This window comes from Stieleria mannarensis (assembly GCF_014154935.1).
Lineage (GTDB): Bacteria > Planctomycetota > Planctomycetia > Pirellulales > Pirellulaceae > Stieleria > Stieleria mannarensis.
Window position 1 is genome coordinate 4382 of sequence record NZ_JACEHH010000003.1, and the last position, 20085, is coordinate 24466.

The 20085-nt window shown below is 57.0% G+C and carries 1 protein-coding gene (running past one end of the window); it reads right to left on the reverse strand.

From position 1 onward, the window contains the following. Window positions 1-20085, reverse strand: the 3' portion of a protein-coding gene (locus H1B37_RS02640; protein ID WP_182865073.1) for a CARDB domain-containing protein. 16812 nt of this gene lie beyond the right edge of the window; the window shows 20085 of its 36897 coding nt (coding positions 16813-36897); its start codon lies off the right edge, out of view — the gene reads right to left on this strand; its stop codon occupies window positions 1-3.

Genomic DNA, 20085 nt, shown 5'->3' on the forward strand with positions numbered 1-20085 from the left:
CTAGAGTTCGTCCAACAGTTCTCCAATCGCCTCGTCGAACGCTTCCGGCTCGGCGGCTTGTTGTCGGGCGACTTCGTTGATCACCCGCAGCGCGTCGCGGGGTGTGATGAACCCGTCTCCGTTGACGTCATAAAACGATGGCGGCCCGACGGTGGCGGTGATTTCGAACAACTTGTACGTCGAGCGGTGATAGACCGACGCCCGCGCCAGTTCGTTCAGCACCACCAGCGCATCCAGCGGCCTGACAAAGCCATTGTCATCGACATCATACTGGTTGATCGGGTTCTGCCATCCGTTACTGGCCTCCAACAGAATGTTGCTGACCTGGACCTGACTGTGGTCCGCATCAAACCCGACCAGATCGAACATCAACGTGGCAGCCTGGCCGCTGGCTTCCGGCGGTAAACTGATCACGACGTCGATCGGCTGAGTCAGATCCCCCAGACGTCCACTGCGGTTCACCCCTTCAACGGTCACCCCATCGGCGAAGTACACCGTCCCATCGGCCTGGATGGACAGCAACGCATCCCCGCCGGGCAACTTGGGCATCTCGCCCATCCAGCTGGTCGCATTGACTGAGTCCATCAAAGCGACCTCAAACACCTCCGGCGGATGCACCGCGTTGCCATCAGCCACGCCCCCGACGTCCATGGAAATCCCGGTCAACGTAAACGAAATCGTATTGATGCCGTTGGGCACGACAAAGGTTTGCGACAGATCGGAAATCATGCCGACGTCTTCTGTAATGATCGCGTCACCGGCGTCGATCGAGATGTCGCCGATCACATCCCAGGCGAAATCGTCGGCGGTCTCATTCGCTTGCTCGAAGTCCTCGTTGGTCAACCCGACAGCCGGACCGGTGACATAGGCGGATGCCACCGAATCAGCCATCAGCACAAATCCCAGCGGAACTCCGTCGTGGCCGTCTTGGTGAACGTAGTTGGCGTTCGCAAACGAATCAAAGTTGGACTCGGTCAGCGTCGCTCTGTTGTAGGCATCGGTAAGAATATCAGTTTCCGCTCCCGGCAACTTTCTCGTCCCGGCCCGCAGCGTTGCAGCCATCAGCAGTTCGCCGTGGCGGGCAGAGTCCATTTCGTTGCCGCCGGGAAGCAGGGTAAACTCGTTTCCTGCGGTCACAATGAATGGTGCCGTCGATTCGATGCCTTGGGTAATCGACGCAAATCCCGGATGCCATTGGCCGAATCCGAGCAAGTGCCCCAATTCGTGCGAAACCACGGTTAATAGATCATAGCCGTTGACCGGTTCGGCGTTACTGAATTCACGATCATCCAGCGGAGTCGGGTCGATGAACCACTGCCGTCCGGCGGCGTTGTCATCGATCAAAATGGATGCCGTCAACGTGCCGTTTTCGAAGGATTCCGGAATCGCAGAGGCCAGTCGTCCGCCTTTCAGGTCCGTAACATCGATTTTGACGGACACGTCGTAGGGGATGCCCAACTCGGCCTTCCAATACATTGCGGCTGCTTCGAGGATTTGCGAAAACGCGGCGGTATCCCCGATGGCTTCGTCCTTTGACAGTTGGAATTCAATGTCGCCGGCGGCCTGTGACACCCCGGTCTTCAACCCGGCCGACCGGTTCGGCGCGGATTGAGTGTCGGCAGAAATCCGAACGTCGACCGGACCATAGATCGCCGACGGTTCATCTGACGCGATCAGGTTGAGATCGCGATTAAAGACTCTGCCCACTGCGTTGATTACCGGCAGGTACGCCTTTTTATAGATCGTCGTGCGTCGCGCATCGGTGAACTGTGAACCCGATTCACTGGTAAACGCGGTGGTTCCGGTTTTTGCGTTATAGCTGACTCCGGTTGCACCCATGCGGATGTGGAATTCAGGATCGGTGTGCAGCCCCTTGGCACTGGTTTCCAACATCCCGTTGCGGCCGACCCAGGCGACAAAATCAAGTTCGATACCGGCGGCTTGTGTCACCAATGCAATCTGTTCACCCTTGCGTACGAACTCGTCCAGATTCTTTGCGAATTGCTGAAACTCTTTCGACCGATGGAATGTTCCCATTTTGTGCTTGGGTACATTGAAATATTGGAGTTGCAGGCCGCCAGATTTGTCCAATCCCAAGCGAACACGCGGCGCGGAGTTGTTGAGTTCGCTGGGATGCACGGCCAAGTTTTTACTGACCGGGTCAATCACATCATGGGCAAACAATTGGTTTCGGCCACCGATGCCGGTTATGAAATCTTCCAGCCCGCGGTGACGAATATCCAGGTCGGCGCTGTTGGGATTTCCGGACGCCTTGAATGCGTTCTTCTTGGTCTTCACCGCGACACCCGGATTGATGAAGTTGTCCAGGATACCGACGATTTTGGTGGCGACGGCATCGGCAATCGCCGCACCGTTTCTGCCGATGGCCGACGCATAGGTCGCAGCCTCGGCGCGGATCGCATTCAAGCCGTCACCGAACGAGGTCAGTTTGGTGTTCTCCAAGAAACTTCCCTTTGCGCCCAAGACAAAGAACTCGCTGTCAAGCAATTGACTGACTGTCCCCAGTGCGTTGGCAGCATCCTGCCGACCGGCAAATGGCCCCGGACCGGAAAGCGTGTTGATAAAATCAAGCGTCGAATTGCTTTGCGCCATCAGGTACCGGATTTCGGTCGCTTGGAAAAAGTCGCGCCCGACATCTTGGAAATCGATCTTGGTTCCCGAATCGCTGAGCTGGTGAACCACTTTTCCGCCGGCGTCTCCGTCGCGAACGATGCGCAAAACTCCGGCAGCGATATCGCCGTTCGGTTTTCCTTTTTGGCGGACTGCGGTTTCCTCCAGAACCTTCAGCATGTGATGGTACTGTTGTGAACCGCTAAATTTGTTGGCGACGCGGTGGCGATCCATGAATCCGGGAGCACCGCTGCCGAGCGTCTTCTGCATGTCGCCAATCAACGAACGAATCGTATCGGCCGAATGACCTTTTTCGACCTGCTGTGCCACCAACGTCTCGATTGCTGTTTTTCGGCTTGAGTCGGTAAACGTCGGCACGCCCGACAGTTCCCTGACACGCGCGGCCAGTCGCAATGCATCGTCACCTGTATAGACACGGTCCTTCGGCTTGGCCTGTTCCAGTCGGTCGACCGGGTGTGTTTTTCCCGGGAACAAGTTTGACGGATCCAGCTGTTTCGCGGCGGCAAGCAATCTGGATGCAATCGATGCATTCTTGACCGCATCATGCGTTGTCGGCTTGGGACGCTCGTTGAACTTCTTCCTTAGGTATTCGACCTTGCCTTTGACGTTGTTATAGAACTTCTCGGCGGTTTCCAGTTTTTCGTAATAGTCACGTTGCACCTCCGGATCGTTGAAGTGATCGCGGACTCCGTTGTAGGTTGCTTTTGCCTTGTCGTAGTATCCTCGCATTTTTACGTAGGAACTGTGTAACGACTTGGCTCCCGAATACAGCGTTTCCCATGCAGACCGGTTTCGCGGAGCCGTCGGCGCCGAATTGGTCGGTTCGGCATTGATGGCGTCGTGTTTGTGCTGCACACGCTGCGCGACGTCGGTGGTTTGACCTTGTGCCGCACGCTCTTGAGCCTTTGCCATAGAGCGGGTTTCGCCGGCGTCGGCTTTGGCACCGTGGCGGATCGAGTTGCCGCCCAAAGCGTTGTATCCAACTGATTTAACGGTCGAATAGGCGGTGCCGATTCCGCCCAGATCTTTGGCTCCGCTATAAACTTCCGTCATTGCTTCCCCAAAACCGCGACCGTCACCGCCGTAATACGCGGTCGTCGTTTTCAGAAAGCTCTCTTGGAAATCATGAGCATTGATCGCTGCGCCGGCAACGGCGGCAAGCGCCGGGCCGATTCCGGGAACTAAACCCAGTACCATCGGCCCGATCAATTTACCGGCTTCGGTATAGTTGCCGTGCACGACGGCCTGGGTCCAGAGTTGTCCTTCGGGCGCTTGGCCAGTCGCCATGCGAATCGGATCAAACACAAACGTGTTGGCCAGTTCGATCCCGCTTTGAATGGACGCGTCGATCGCGCCGTTGACTGCCCCGATGACGAACTTGGCGGTATCGAGCGAATCAACCGGACCGATCGGACGCTGCGCGGCTTGAACGGCGTTTCGGAACGGGTTGGCAAACAGACTCAATCCGCTGGGGTCACGCAAGTTGACCGGGTTGTTTTCAACGTAGCGGTAGAGATTGCTTTCACCGGAAGCAAATCCGATCGGATCCACACTGATAAAACGTCCGACCTGAGGATCAAAGTACCTGGCCCGCATGTAATACAGCCCGGTTTCGTAATCATACTCACGCCCGGCAAACAGATAATCGCTGGAGAAGCCTTCGACGGTTTGCCCGAGAACGCGACCGAAGGAATCGATCCAGAAGTGGGTCAACAAATTTCCGTCTGCATCGGTGATTTCGCGAACGGTGTTTTGATGATCCGTCACCAGCCATTGGTATCCGGCGTCGCCGAAATCCTGAGCCAGTACCAAATCGACTTCCGGGCCTTGCAGGTAGGTCGTGTCGACTTCCGGCAAACTTGCACCGCCGCCGTCAACATCGACCCACTTGATTGCGACCTTTCCGTCGACGTACGTGAAGTACTCGATTTGGGGACCGTTGGAATCACCGGGCGTATCGTCGATGCTACGAGAAACTCGCCGATCCAACGGGTCGTAGCCGTACTGAACGACACGGACCAGCGTGTTGTTCTCGTCATAGGTTTCGACTTGAATCAGGCGGTTGCGGTGATCCCAGGCATAGCGATCCACCGTACTGTCATCGACGTTGGTCGACGTGATTAAATTTCCTTCGTCGTCATACTCATACGCCAGATCTCCTGCCGACAGCAGTTCGTTTTGATCGTCGGTTTGGTAGGCGGTTCCGTGATGCGTCGACGCGATCCGTTGTCCGTTGGCGCCGTATTCATAGATTTCGTCGTCCAGTTCGGTCGCGGTATGCGTTACCGACCTTAGCTGATATTGATCGTCATAGGAATAAATGGCGTCATCAAAGGTGCCGGAGATGAGTTCAATATTGCCCGCGATATCGTAGGCCAGGTCATACTCGCTGATGGCCGAAGCGGAATTGACGTGTCGCAGCACATCCAGGAATCCGCGACTGTCGTAGGTCAACGTCGTATCCAGCAAGCTCTGTGAGCTGCGATCGTCATAGCGTTCAATTCGGGAAATCGATCCGAGTCCGGTCGCGTATTCAAATTTTACCTCTTTGTTGGTAACGGCGGTTCCGGTTTGACGAATGCTCTCCAACCGATCGGTAGCGGCCTGGTACGAATAGGTTTCCGTCAGTAGTGGATCTGCGGTACCGACACGGACTGATTGTTGCGCGGTTTGCCCAAGGATATTGCGGGTGTAGGAGACTTCGATGGGATCGATTCCGGGGACGGCATCGGTCGTTTCGCTGGAGGGATTCCCCAGTACATCGCCACTCAGTTGATAGGAGACCGAAGAGTTCGGGTCCGTGGTGGATATCAATCGTCCGCCGGCGTCGTAAATATTGTTGACTTCGAAAATGACATCGTCGTTGTCATCCAGCCATCGTTCGCGGAGCACTTGATTGCGACCGTTGTAGGTATACAAGGTGCGGCGACCGTTGCGATCGGTGGTCTCAATGATGTTGCCGGCCGGATCCATGACATATTCACGAACGCCTTGGCTGGTGGTTTCGCGGATCATGCGATCAGTGGCGTCGTGATCCATGGTGGTCACATTGTCCGCCGAGTCCGTGACGCTGGTCAAATTGCCGGCGTCGTCGTACTCGTATCGCGTTGTTTCATCGAGCGCATTGGTATAGGTTTTGCGTCGATTGTGCAGGTCATAGTCGGAATGATCGATCAGAACGCCAAACGCATCGAAGGTCTTTGTCAGGTTTCCGTTGGCGTCATATTCAAAACGCGAGGTGTTGCCGTCGGCGTCGGTCGCGGTATCTCGGCGATCGAGCGGATCGTAATCATAAGTAAACGACACGGATCCGCTGGTTTCGGCAATCAAATTGTTGTTGGCGTCATACCGCATTGTTGCGTCTTCATCAAAGCGGCTGGTGACGGAAACGGCGCGTCCCAGCGCGTCGTAGATGGTTTCCGTATCCAGGTTGCCTGCGGCGTCGAAGTACTGGACCGCATAACCGTCAGCGCGGTTGATGTATTTCCACCGATTGACAAACTTCCCCGCCGAACCGGCGGCCGGATCGTCGGTCAGTACTTCTTGTAGGATCACGCGGCCTTTTAAGTCATAGTCGCTGTTGGTTACAAACCCGTTTGCGTCGGTGGTCGAAACAATATTGCCCGCGTTGTTATATTCGTTCAGGACAGTGACGGCTTCGGGCGAATCCGGCGTGCCGACCTGTGCGTCAATCTTGACCAATCGATTTTGCCGATCGTAGGTGAAGACGTTGGTATAGAAGTCACCGCGTACCGAACTCTCCGACGCCACCGATCCGAGTGCGGTGTAGGAGATCTTTCGTACCAATTTGTCTTCGTATCCCGGAGTGGAGATGCCGGGCTCGCCGGGGACACCGGCAGGCATATGAACTTCGGTCAGTCGATTTAGATTGTCGTAAAAATAATCGACGGTGAAATACTGACCCCGCGGATCGGTTTCGGCGACCAAGTTGCCCATGACGTCATACTGCATCGTGTAGGTCAACGCTTCGTCTGTTTCCGCAGCCTTGGTGGACGCGATCAACAGGTTTCTCGCATCAAAGCGATTAACCGTTTTGATACCGCGAGGATCGACCGCTTCGATCGGATTACCGACCGCGTCGTATTGAGTCGTGGCGGTATTTCCAATTTCATCGGTGTGTTCAATGATTCGTCCCAAACCATCCACAACGGTGGTGGATTCGTAACCTCTGGGGTTCGTATCAATCCGTTTGCTGCCGCCGGATTCATAGCGACTCTGTGATTCTTGCCCCAATGCATCGACGGTCAGAACGTTACGATCCAGTTTGTCATAGCGGAATTGTGTCTGGCCGAGCGTGGTTGTCAGCGTGACCAAATTGCCGAAGGCATCGTACACGGATTCCTCGCTCTCACCGATCGGATCGGTCATCAAGACCATCCGTCCCAGCAGATCGTACCGATAGGTCGTTACGTAGTCTTCGCCGCCGATCCCGACGTGTTGAACGACGTTGCCCATCGCGTCATAGCGTTTTCGGTCAATCACCGTGTCGGTTGTTCCGATGTCACCACTGGGGTATTCCGAAGTCAGTGTGCGGCCGGCAAAGTCGACGGTGTAACGACTGATAAATTGCTCGCCCCGCGGATCGATATATGCGATTCGGTTGCCGGCAACATCGTATTGAAACTTGTCGACGTGCTGACTCGGGCTTCCAAATTCACCCGAGGCTCGCGACGTTTCCACGGGATGGTTCATCGTGTCATAAATCGCGGTGGTCGCGTAGGCCGGTCCGCGCGGATCAATGTGACGAACTTGATTGCCGACGCCGTCGTAATCGTACTGATCAACCAGATATTGACCTGAATCGATCGATTCGCCCGCCGGACGTCGTGTTTCCAAAACCAGATTCCGCGCGTCGTATTTGATGAAGGTCGTAAAGAATTCGCCGCGACCGTCGGTGGTGGCGATCACGTTGCCGACAAAGTCGTTCTGGTTTACCGTGGTGTGGTCTTCGGTGTCCGTATGCGTCAATTGAAAATTGAGTGCGTCGTAGGTCCAAGATTGCTCGTGCGGCAATCCGTCTTGGTCCAGTGTCGGGCCGACCACCCGGATCAGGTTGCTGTTTTCATCGTAGAACAGGCGAGATTCGCGTCCGTCGGCATCGATCACGCGTTCCGTACGCCCCAAAGCATCGGGGAAGACGGTTTCAATCTTGGTTTCGGAGAATTCATCCCCGAATCGTGTAGTAACCTCCAGGTTTCCGGCCGCATCATAGGAGTATTCGATGCGGTTGTCTTCGGCATCGATTTCCGCCGACAACAGCCCCCGCGGCGTGTATTCATAGCTGACGATTCCGCGTTCGGTGGGCGTGTTGACCCAAGGCAACTGTATCGTTTGGGTTCTTCCGGCCGCGTCGTAGTCGTAAGTGGTAACCGCAGGTGCGCCCGGTGCGTTTTCGCTGCCAGTCGGTTGAGAGATTTCCCGCAGCATCCCTCGCTCGTCATACGTCATGGTCGACGTGTAGTAGGCACCACGAGGATCGACGACCGATGTCTGGTTTCCGGCAGCGTCATACACATAGGTGCGTACGGAACGCGGCCCGGGTGTGTTTTCGGCGCCCGTGTTCGTCGACTGACTGACGACGCGGTTTTTGGCGTCGTGGGTATATTCGACTTTAAAGAAGTCACCCCGGGGATCCGTGACGGATTCGACGTTGCCCGCATCGTCATGCGTGTACTTGGTGACAAGAACTTGGTCGCTTTCAGCGGCATCGAATGTGTTGACATGAGTTTCCATCAACCGGTGCAGGTCATCATATTTGAACTCCGTCCAATAGCGGTCACCGCGCGGGTCGACTTGGCGGACCAGGTTTCCGACTGCGTCGTATTTGTACTGTGTGACGGCGAAGAGTTCTCCCTGTTCACCGGCCTGTCGAGTTTCAAGCTTCTGATGCCCCAGCCGATCGTAGTGATAGGTTGTCATATAGCCGCGGGCGTCAATCATTTCCGTCAAGTTGCCGACCGGATCGTAGTCGCGTTTTTCAACATTACCCGCTGCATCGGTGCGTTCTTTCAGCCGGCTCAGCGAATCGTAGACTCGCGTGGTAACAATTTCGCCGGAGGGAATTGAACCGTCGCAACTGGAGGCGCCGTTGCGAGGATCCCCCGTCGCGATCACGTTGCCCAAGGCATCGTAGGCAAAACAGGTGGTGTAACCGGCTGTCGTCGCCGCATCGGAATCGGCCGGTTCAGTGATGCCGATCAGCTGATTCAGCCCATCAAAGTACTGTGTCACCAGGTAAGTGTCGTCGGATTCACCGCTGCTTTCCGGCCCACGGATTTCCGTTCGGTTGCCGACGGCGTCGTATTCGTAGTAGGCGGTGAAACCCAAAGCGTCGGTTTCGCTTGTGACACGACCGGCGGCATCATAGGTGAAGGTCGTTTTCCATTCGACGTTTCGCGGATCGGAAACCGAGGTCATGTTTCCGGCGTCGTCGTAGTCGGTAACGATCTCGTAGGGTACCGGATTGTCGGGGGTGCCGCTTGGACCAAATTCCTTGACGAGGCGACCGACTTTGTCGTAATCGTAATTCGTTGTATAGAAGTCGCCGCGGGGGTCGGTCTGGGACATCAGATTTCCGGCGGCGTCATAGACAAACCGATCGACCAATCCATTGCGCGTCCGTGTCTCCATGTGTTTCAGATCGTCGTAGCCGAATTCAACACGCAAACCGGTGGGATCGATGTTGGTTTCGACCAAGCCCAGCGGGTTGTAATCGGTTCCCCAAATTGCTTCTTCGTCGCTACCCGGTGCAATCTTACGTTCGATTTCACGGCCCAAGAGATCGTATTTGAATTCGGTGCGGTGGTCGGCGCCGCGGTCGTCGATCAATTGAACCAGGTTTCCAATCTGGTCATAATCGTAGCGGGTGGTGTTGCCTTCGCCGTCGACGACCTTTCGCAATCGGCCCGATTTGTCATAAGTATTGATCGTCAAATTGGAATTGGTTGAATTTTGACCGCCGAACGTGTGTTCGTAGAATTGGTATCCGACGGCATCGAAATCAAACTCTTTGATAACGCCGGTCGGGTATTCGGCCCGGAACATGCGGTTGATCGGATCGTAGAAATAGGTGCTGGTATAGTCAGCCGCGTCGGCACCGTCTTCATTGCCTCTCGGATCGACTTCGGTCAGCAGGTTGCCGACGGCGTCGTAGGTGTAGGTGGTCATGTTACCGAGCGGGTCGGTCGACGAAATCATCCGGTTCAGTCCGTCATAATCCATCTCGGACCGGAATTCCGTGTTGTCGCGATTGCCGCCGGCGCGGCCGTCGACGGTTGCGATAACGTTTCCATTGCCGTCGTAGAATAGATGAGTGATTTCATCTTCGGCGTTGGTGATTTCGATCTGTCGATCCAACGCATCGTATTCAAACTGGGTTGTAAATCCGCGACGATCGGTTCGTGTTTCGATATTGCCGTCGGGGAAATACGTGAACGACTCGGACGCGGCACCGTTGTAGGTGATGGAGTCGACGCGATTGCGGGTGTCGTAGCCGAATACCGTCGCAAACGGATCGTCGGATTCGGCGGCTTCGATCGTCTGGGTGGGATTGCCAGCCAGGTCGTGGTAGGTCCGCAAGTAATGTCCTTCGGCGTCGATCTGTAAGCCGACCGAGTCGAACACGTTGTAGAAATACTGTGTGATGCGATCTTCGGTGGCATCATTTTCTTCGACAACTCGCGTCAAACGATCCAGGTTGTCGTGTTCAAAATGGCTGACTTCGACGGTCGGACCTGTTTCGGATTCAATTCGACCGCGACCGTCCAGTGTTCGGTCAATGAACACTCCGCCGGGCAACAGATCGTCCTCGTGTCGCCGTGCAGCGTCGTAGGTGAACGTGGTTTGCCGACCAAGTTCATCGTATTGATGGATCAGCAAATTGTGTTTGTCATAGACTTCGGTGGTGTAGTATCCGCGCGGGTTCTTGATGATGCGGTAGCTGTACGATGGATTTCTTTCGATGCTGTAGTCCGGCGTCAGCCCGGTTAAGTCGTATGCGAATTGCGACACGTAGTTCAGCTCGCCGGCATCGTCGATCCGCTCGATCGGCCGGTTCATCACGCCGTAGGCAAAGGTCGTTTGGGTTTCATTGCGATCGGTTTGCAGAATGGGGTTGCCCTGGGCGTCGTAATCACTGGTACTGGTGTATTGAACATCCTGCAGGAAATTGGTGGTCGTCAAAACACGATTCATCGGATCGTAGGTCATTTCAACGACGTCGCCGGCCGGATCGACCGTGCGCGCCAGATTGCCTTCCAGTCCGTCGTAGTCAAAGGTCATCGTGCCGTCGGTAAAGACGGTCGTTTTCATGCGTTCCAGCGTATCGTAGGTATAGCTGGTGACGTTGCCCAAGCCGTCTTCGACCGATGATGGCAGTCCGCTGGCGGTGAACGAAAATTTCTTGACGGTGCTGGTCGGGTTGCCTTCGGGCGCATCCGGCACGGTGGTTGTCACGGTGATCGCATCGCCCACCACGTTGAGCGTGTGAATCGTTTCGCGTCCGTAGGTACCCTGAGAGATCCCTTCGGTGATGCGCACCAGTTGATTGTTCTTGGCAAGATCGAATTCGTATTCCGTCTTGACGGCGACACCGGAATCGGGGCCGCCCGGAAAATCGGTGCGTTCGATGATGTTCCCAAAGGCGTCGTAGACAAAACAGACCACGTTGCTGAGTGCGTCGATTTCCGCGATCATCTGTCCACCCGCAGCGGAGCGATCGAATCGGCGCACGACACCAAGGTCGTCTTCGACTTTGGTTAGTTGACCGAACCCGGTGACTTCGTATTCGACTTTGTTGCCGCGGAAATCGGTGTACGTCGCACCGGCGCGGTAACCTAACGTTTCGTCATTGTTGTGATCCGGATCAATGCCGCACTTTTCAGCTTCGGGGCGATCGGGTTCGGCACGACGTTCCGGTGAAGCGACGATCTCCAGTTTGGGCGCGGAATCATAGTTCGACGCGTCTGCAACCTTTAGAACGGCAAAGGATTGTGATGGAGACAGAGTGAATGTCTTTCCGTCGATTCGTTCACCGCCGTTAACTCGTCCGATTCCGTCGTAGGAAACCGTTTCGTTGAAATCGTCATCCAGGGGATCGTTGGCGTTGCCCCGTTTAAAGACTTGGGACGTGATCAATCCGGTCAGCGGCCTTGCATCGCGATCCGGTTCATACGGCAAAGAATCGTAATTGAACGTTCGAAACGTTTGGTCCGGATCCGTAATCTTGGTCAATTGATCGCCGCTGTATTCAAACCGGGTAACCCGCCCGGCCGGATCGGTAATCGATGTCACTTGATCGCCCGAATAGCCGAACATCGTCACCAGTCCGACGGGATCGGTAACGGAGGTCAAACGTCCGTCTCGGTGAGTGAACCGGGTTTCGTTTCCATGGCGATCGCGGACCACGGACAAACGGTTGTCCGCGTCGAATTGATAGACCGTTCCGTCCAGCATCCGCCGTGTAAAGCGACCGTTGGCGTCCTGTTTCAGTTCGGAGTAGTCCAGTGCCAACGGTGTGTAGGCCTGTCCAAACTCTTCAGGCGCCAGGAAGATTTGTTCGGTTCCGTTGCCGTCGACCAGCAACACTCCGCCGTCACCTTCGAACAATTCCAAATAGCCTTCCAATCCCCAACCCGCTCCGAATGCGCCTTTGCGGGAGTTGACGACGGCCAGCGGTTCGGTTTGGGTTTGAACACGCTCGGGAACCAGACGTCCGCCCTGCTCCCGCACGATTTGGTAATCCATCGACAGTGTGTACAGTCCGCTGGCAGCTTCACTGAGGTCGAACGGGATTCCGAGCCCATACTGCGAATCGCCTTCGACCTTACTGGGCAGTTTGGTAAAGAACGTATTTTCGGACAGTCCCGCATCGCGCAATTGTTCCAATACTTCGTCGTTCGGTTTTGAGTCGGCTTGGAAAACAGCATCAGCGTTCCGTGCGGACAACGAAACGGCAATTCGCGGATCGCCTGTTTTGTCAATCTTATCGGCTTGCGGTATCGCAAAATAATGGATCAATCGAGTTTCGGCGCGCAACGAATCGTAATGGAGATTCAGACCACGGATTTGACCCTGCGATTGATAGGTAACCAGTGAATGCGTTTCGTGGAACGCGCCGGTTTGAATTTCTGCGGACGATTGGATTCCGGTTTCGACATCGGCCGCTTGATTCGGAAAACTTTGCAGACTCGGGGTCTGGTTGTACGGCGTCGGCGAAAGGCCGATCAAATTGCCTTTGAGTGTCGGTTGAATGCTGATGCCGCGCGGTCCGCGATCGGTCCCCAGCGGTGCGTAAAGGTTTGGAGGTCCGTTACCGAAGGGATCGATCGGCGGAACGCCATAGCCGACCGACGGTCGTTCGCCCGGTTCGTTGTCGGCAAAGAATCGGTAATCAGCGGCGATGCCGACTTGGGGCGAGACTGCATCAATGGGAACGGTCGACAGAGGCCCGCGCAGAATCGTCGATAGTTCCGCAATCGAATTTTCCGGCGGTTCGCCGTTGGGATATTGGCCCCACGGTTCCAAAACGCCGCGTTCGGAATACTCTTCGATCAGTGAAATTGCCGAAGCCGTGTCGTACCCGAACACGGTGTTTTTGGCAGTGAACGATGCCAACGCGATACCCGTGGCTGCGGACACGGCAACGTTGTCGGGGAAACCGGCTTCGATCGTTCGTGTTGCCGCAACCAACCGAGGCTCATCGACCAAGCTGTCAAAGTCGCCGGTCGGTTTTCGAATGATCCCGATGTTGCCGCCGGCGACAATCGATTCATTGATTGTCGAACGAGATACCGGGACACCGTTGATCCACTGTTCGAACAATGGGTTGTAGGCATCAAACACTCCCAGGCTGGGATCACTCATCGGATCGCCCGAAGTGAATTTTTTGAACCCCGTGATTAACGCGTAGGAGGGGTGTTCTTTGCCAATCGCGTCTTTGAACAGATTGGCCGGTACAAATTCCACGCTCTGCGCATTGCGGACTCCAAAGGCCTGGGTATCGCGGCCTTCGACCAATCGGGGAATTCGTCCAAACGGATTCAGGTCGACGAATTGGTAATCAAAGACTTCGGTTCCGCGTCGTAGTACTCCGAACCCTTGTCCGCTTGCTGAGCGATCGACAATCAGGAACACCCCGACTTCATCGGTTGCCGTAATGTCGTAGGGATTGGGGCCGACCTCCGTAATCGCATCGGGCAACTGTTTATCAAAGATCAAACGTCCGTCGATCGGCGGTGCCTTGCTTTGTTCCCCCGATCCGGAAACCAACTTGCGTGTGTTTGCGTCGCGAAGCGGGTTCAAATCGATGCGCAACACCTTGCCGGACCGGTTCGCCGGAGCGCTTTCAAAGATGGTTCCCGAAGGCGCCGTCACCATCAACGCACTTCCGTCGGTTTCAACAGCCAGTCCGCGCAATCCGCGGGGGACTTCCATCTCCGGCAAGTCAATCGAATCGACAAGTTCGTGAAATGTCGGCGAGTACGGGTTGATGTCGATCACGTAAATGATCGGATGCCGAAAGTCGGACACGAACAAATAGTGACCTTGGGGATCGACAACGGCATCAAACGGTTGTGCGCCGGAGGGCAAATCGATCGGTTGAACGCCGTCCTTATTCACATCGTCAGGAACTCTCGGATCATCTTCGGTGATCAGATCGGCTTCTTGAAGCGCGACCGCATCGATGACTGCAATTTCGCCGGATCGCTGCAGCGTGACATACACGCGGGTTCCATCGGGCGAAACAACGCTTTTGCGCGGCGCCAGACCATTGGGATCCACATCGGTGCGGCCGGCTCCCAGCGGAATCACTGCGACGACTTTCGGCACCAATTTGTCGTTGCCTTGATAAGGCTGTGTTGCAAACAAGTCATAGACGGTGACGGTATCGGCCCCGCCGGCGGGGACAAAGGCAAACCGGCCCTGCGTCACGGGGGTGACGGGATTACTGGTAAAGATCTGGCGGCCGAATTTACCGTCCAGCGGTGCGTTGTTCGGGCGAGTCACCGTGATCGTACTCGCCCCCACCAACACGCCTTGCGGAATCGGTACCGTCAAACTTGTGGCGTCGCCGGTCAGTTCGGAACCGTCGACGGTGTAATCCAATCCGCCGACCGGAAACACATTGCCGTCGGCATCGAAGGTGTCACGGCCGCCGATTTCAAAGGTCACGAACAAGTCGGCCACGCGTGTTCCCAGCGGTCCTGCATCCGCGTAAGGACTTTGGAACAAAAAGTCCTTGCCGGTAAGTTTCAGCTGTGGTTCTTCGTTGTTCGAACTGCTCACAATCTCGGCCGAAGTGATCGTCGGTGCCTTCAGCGTCGCTGCGATCAATCGAGGCTTCAGCGGGAATAATCCCTGCTGGATTTCTCCCTCGCTGACGCGGACGCGATTCGTTTCCAGCAACACCAAACCTTCCGGCTGGGCTGCGTGGTATTTCATGTCATAATCGAATTCGGCTACCACCGGCAGGAATATGTCACCGAACGGGCCGGCCGAAGCATAGAACCGTTTTTCCGGATCGCCCGCATCGGGACCGGTCGCTTGATCAAAGCTGACCACTCCCGGGAACCGTTGTGCCGAATAGTCGTTGTATTGCTTTTCACGGATTTGAAGATCGCTTCGCAGGGCCAAGTATCCCGACAAATCCGGTGCGGTCATCGCGTAGGCGGCTACCGGGCTGGGTTTGAAGATTGCCGACGAACCGTTGTTCCAGGTACGCGCCCCGACGCCGATGTTCGGCGGACTGGTTGTGCGCGCGATCCCGTCGGCACCGACAACCATCGAATCGACGTAGCGCCAACTCTGTTCCACAACACCGCCTTCCAAAACGACATCGACCGGTTGCATCAGGAAAAACTCGTCGCCCGGTGAAGCCGTCGGCGGGGCGGGGATCGCCAAGCTGAGCGGCAGATCGGTCGCCACTTCGTCGCCGGTGATCGTCACCCCCGCAGCAAACTTGAATCCACCGGGAACCGAATACGGAAGATCGCCTTCCTGGACCCGCTGAACCGAAAAGTCCCTCGCAGCATCCACGGCACTGGCGGGAACGCCGACCACGACTCCGGTGCCGTCGGATACCAAGCCGCCGTCGGCACCGATCGAAACCGTACCGGTTGCCGCCGAGGCAACTAAGATGTCGATGACCGTTGCCCGTCCGCCGTTGATGACGGTCACCCGCGTCGTGCCCTCACTGACGGCGACCAGGTTTCCTTCGGCGTCAACCGACACAACGGAAGTGTTCTCGGGAACGTAAACGGTGCCCGTGACCGAGGGTGAGATGTCGATAATCTCATCGAGCAAACGTTCACGAACGACGATCTCTCTCGCTTCGCCTGCGGTCATCGCGTAACTGGTCGGGAACACTTCAACCAATCGCTCGGCACGCGTTCCCACTTCAACCGCCAAAGCCGCCGATAGCCCGGCAGCGGTCACCGTGATGACGCCGGTTCCTGCGATGCCGGCGGTAACGAGTCCGCGGTCGGTCACCCAAGCGACGTCGCCGGCGGTGCTGCTAAACGATGCTTCGCCCGGCAACAATTCGACCACCGAACCGTCGGGGCGGACCCCTTGGACGCTGATCAGGGCGACATCGCCGGGAGACATGAGTCGTTCGCGCGAGCCGATTTCCAATTTGACAAAGCCGGCAGCCACGGTCGACGTTGACATAGAGGTAGCGGCTGAAGAAAGAATTCCATCATGGGCGGCGACGTCAATGCTTCCGGTTTGACCGATGGATCCGGTGGAACCCACCACCGCCAATCCACCGCCCAGGTTGCGAACATCAACTCCGGCGACGGACGAAGCCACAGCGAACAACGCATCATTCTCAGGATCAGAACTGAACGCCGTCAAATCAAGCGGCACCGATTGCCCGTTTCGAATTTCGATCGGCAGCGCGGGTAACACGATGACGGGCGCTTGGTTGGCGATCCATCCGAATGCACTTTCCAGTGCCGAACGATCCAGCGCGTCGACATCGCCGTCACGGTCCGCGTCGGCGGATTCCAAATAGTTCGCGTCGGTACGAATCGATCCGAACGCGGCAGTCAATAGAGTCTGGTCCAACCCGTCAACTTGTCGGTCGCCGTTCAAGTCTCCTGCGGCATACAGATTAACGGTGTACGCCGCCGACGCCGCACCTGAAATCAACACGGAATAGGTGCCGGGATCCTGGATGCTGTAGGTGCGAACGGATCGCGAACCATTGTCCACCGAAGTGCCGGCCACCAAGTCGACGATCTCGCCCACCGCACCAACGACATCCACGCCGATCGTAATCGCACCGGTTGGACTGCTGCGTAATTCGCCTTCGGTGATGGTAAACGTGTACGTGTCCGCAGCGTTTCCCGGCGTGCCCGTGATCGGGGCGGCCAGGATTTGGCGTGTCCCGCCCAGGTGAGGCTGGATCGATGTGGTGGTGTCGACCGAACCGTCGGCGTCGTAGCTGATCGATTGGCCCAGCGTTGTATTGGGACTGATCGTCGTCAGACGCGAATCCGTGTCGTAGCCGTAAAACGTCCGGTCGCCGTTTGACGCGTCGATCGCGACTGCCAATCGTCCTTCGGCGTCATAGCGGTAAACAAGATGTTCGCCCGCCGGCCCGACCAGTTCGCTGATCCGCCCGTCGCTGTCGCGAACAATCGTCAACCGTTCCCCACTCGGTGCCACGATCCCGCTGTCGGTCACCCGTAGCGACGCGCTCCCATCGGCCGCCGTGATCCGCTCCAGGGAAAAGGTGTCCGACACCTTTTTGGCAGAATAGGCAAACGTTTCGCCGCTGGGGGAGGTGAGGGTGAAGACGGTGTCGCCGGCGGGGACGAGCGTTGGGCTGTAGGGCAGGCCGCTGCCCACGACGTAGTAACCCGAACCCGCTTGGCGGAGGTTGGCGCTGAAGCTTTCCAGCGTCCAATCGACTCCCGCGTCGGCTTGCCAGGCGGGTGCGAAGGTGGTGACACTGCCTGACGAGGTCACCGCAGGCGCGAAACTGAATCCGACGCGTTGGCCATCGGGCAACGTCAAGTAGATCCGCACGTCGTCGGTCATCGCCGCAAAGGCGGCATCGGAATCGTCCCCCAAGTCGAGCGACAATCGCGGATCGAGCAGCGGCAGCGTCCAATGGGTGCCGAACGCGGAATCGTCCTCTGAAATCGTCAACGAATCATGGACCCGCGTGATCGGAACGGTGATCCCGCCGAGCATCACTGACAGGTCCATCGCGGATTCAAACAGCGAGCCCGATTTATCGCTGGAGTTGATTTCGATGTCATGATCGAAGGTCGACGTCATTCCACCGAAATCACTGGCCGTGACTCGCAACGTGTAAAACCCATTGGAGAATTTTGCGGGATCGACTTCGACGTTCTGCGTGATGCTGGTGGTTCCCTGACCAATCAATCGCGCCGACCCGCCGCCTTTGGGAATCAATTCGATCCGATACTCGGCCAGTCCCGTGTCGGAGATGTTGACGATCAGATCCCGTGACTCGGTGAACACCGGCGGTGCCAATTGCAGCACCTCGATCACCGGAGCGGCGAAGTCACTCGGATCGCGCACAAAGACCGGTTTGGTGATCGTCGTCGCGCGGCCTTCGGCATCGGTCACCACCGCCGTTGCATTGAATCGTCCGGGTGCGGCCGCGACGAATGTTCCGCGTCCGAGAGCGTCCAGCGTGATTGGTGTGCCGTCGATGGACAACGTGGTGCTGGAAAGTTCGACATCGCTATCGGCGATCGGCTGGATTGTGATCGGCTGTCCAGGCGTCGCGGGAAAACTGGGCGTCGTCAAGATTTGAACTTTGGGGCCGACCGGATCCAGGGAAGCGACGATTGTCAGCGGACGAACCGTTGACATCTCGCCATCATCCGCCGTCAATCGCACGGTAAACGTGCCGGCTTGGAAACTGGCCGCGGTCCAGCGGATGACGTCATCGGCATCTAGCGTCGCACCGGCGGGCAAGTCGCTGGCGGCGAGTGTGATCGTGTCGCCGTCGGGATCGGTCGCAATGATCGGGATTTCAAGCAAGCTGCCGATCTGGGCGTTTCGCAACTGGGGTGCGTCGATCACGGGGGCCCGATTCGTTTCAGACACGGTGACGGAAACGTCGACCGAGTCTTTCGCCCCGGAAGGATCCGTCACGCTGAACGGGAACGTGTAGTTGCCGGCGGAATCGAAGTCGACGTCCCAAATCACCGTCCGCCCGGCTGGATCGAATTCAAATCCGTTCGGCGCGGTGCCGTCGAAGCTGTAAATCAGCGTCTCGCCGTCGGGATCGCCAGCGGTGAGCGTGAACACCAATTGATCGCCTTCGCGGGTGAACAACCGCGGCAACGTGCTGAGCGTTGGAGCTTGATTGCTGTTGGTCACGGTCACCACGACGTCTTCGCTACGTGATCCCGCTCCGTCGCTAGCGGTGATGCGAATCCGGTAGGTGCCGGCCTGGGTTTGGCTGGGCGTCCAGCGGAACTGACCCGACTGGCCGTCAAACGTCGCACCGCCGGGTAGATGTCCGACAACGCCGCCGACGACCAGCCCCGCCTTGAAGAACACGGGGTCGTTGTCAGGGTCGGAGGCCGATGCGGTGAGTTGCAACGTCTGGCCTTCGGCAATCGTTTGCTGTCCGATCGGATCCAGGTTCGGACGGGCGTTGTTGTCACGGACGTTCAGCGTGATCGTCCGCGTGTCGGTCAGCTTCAGCGCGTCGTCGCCGTTGCCGCTGTCGGTGACCGTAAACGAGATCGTGTGCGTCCCGCTGTCGGCGGCCGTCGGTGTCCAGTTGAATTGGTGTCGCCCGTACACGCCGGTATCGATCAATGACGCTCCGGCCGGCAATCCGGTCGCTGTGACCGTCAACGCATCTTGATCGTCGTCGCTGACCAACAGATCGATCAAGAACTGGCTATCGACCAGCGCGACAGAATCGAAGAAAGGCGTAAAGTTCGGCGGCTCGTTCGGGCTGGTGACTTGCAACGTGAACTCGATCGTCGATTTCAAAGGCAGCGGTCCGGTGGTTTCGGTGGCCGTCACCGTGACCAAGATGTCGCCGCGATCACCAGGCTGCGGCGCAAGCGATAACAGTCCGGTTCCGTCTCCGTTGTCAGTGAACGTCGCAAAGTCGCGCAGTTGCGTGGCGCCGCTGAACGTGACTCCAAACGCCAGCGGGGCGCCTTCGAAGTCGCTGGCGGAAATCGGAATGTCCAGCGTCTGACCAACGGCTACGGACTGCGCCGCCACATCGACGATTTGCGGCGGGAAGTTTGCGTCGGCTACGGTCAAGGACAGCGTGACCGAATCGGTCGTTGGCACACCGGTCCCATCGCCGTCGTCGCTGGCCTGGAACGTGATGTCATATTGACCGGAATCATTAAAGTCCGGTGTCCAAGTCAATAACTGCGTGGTGTCGTCATAGCTTGC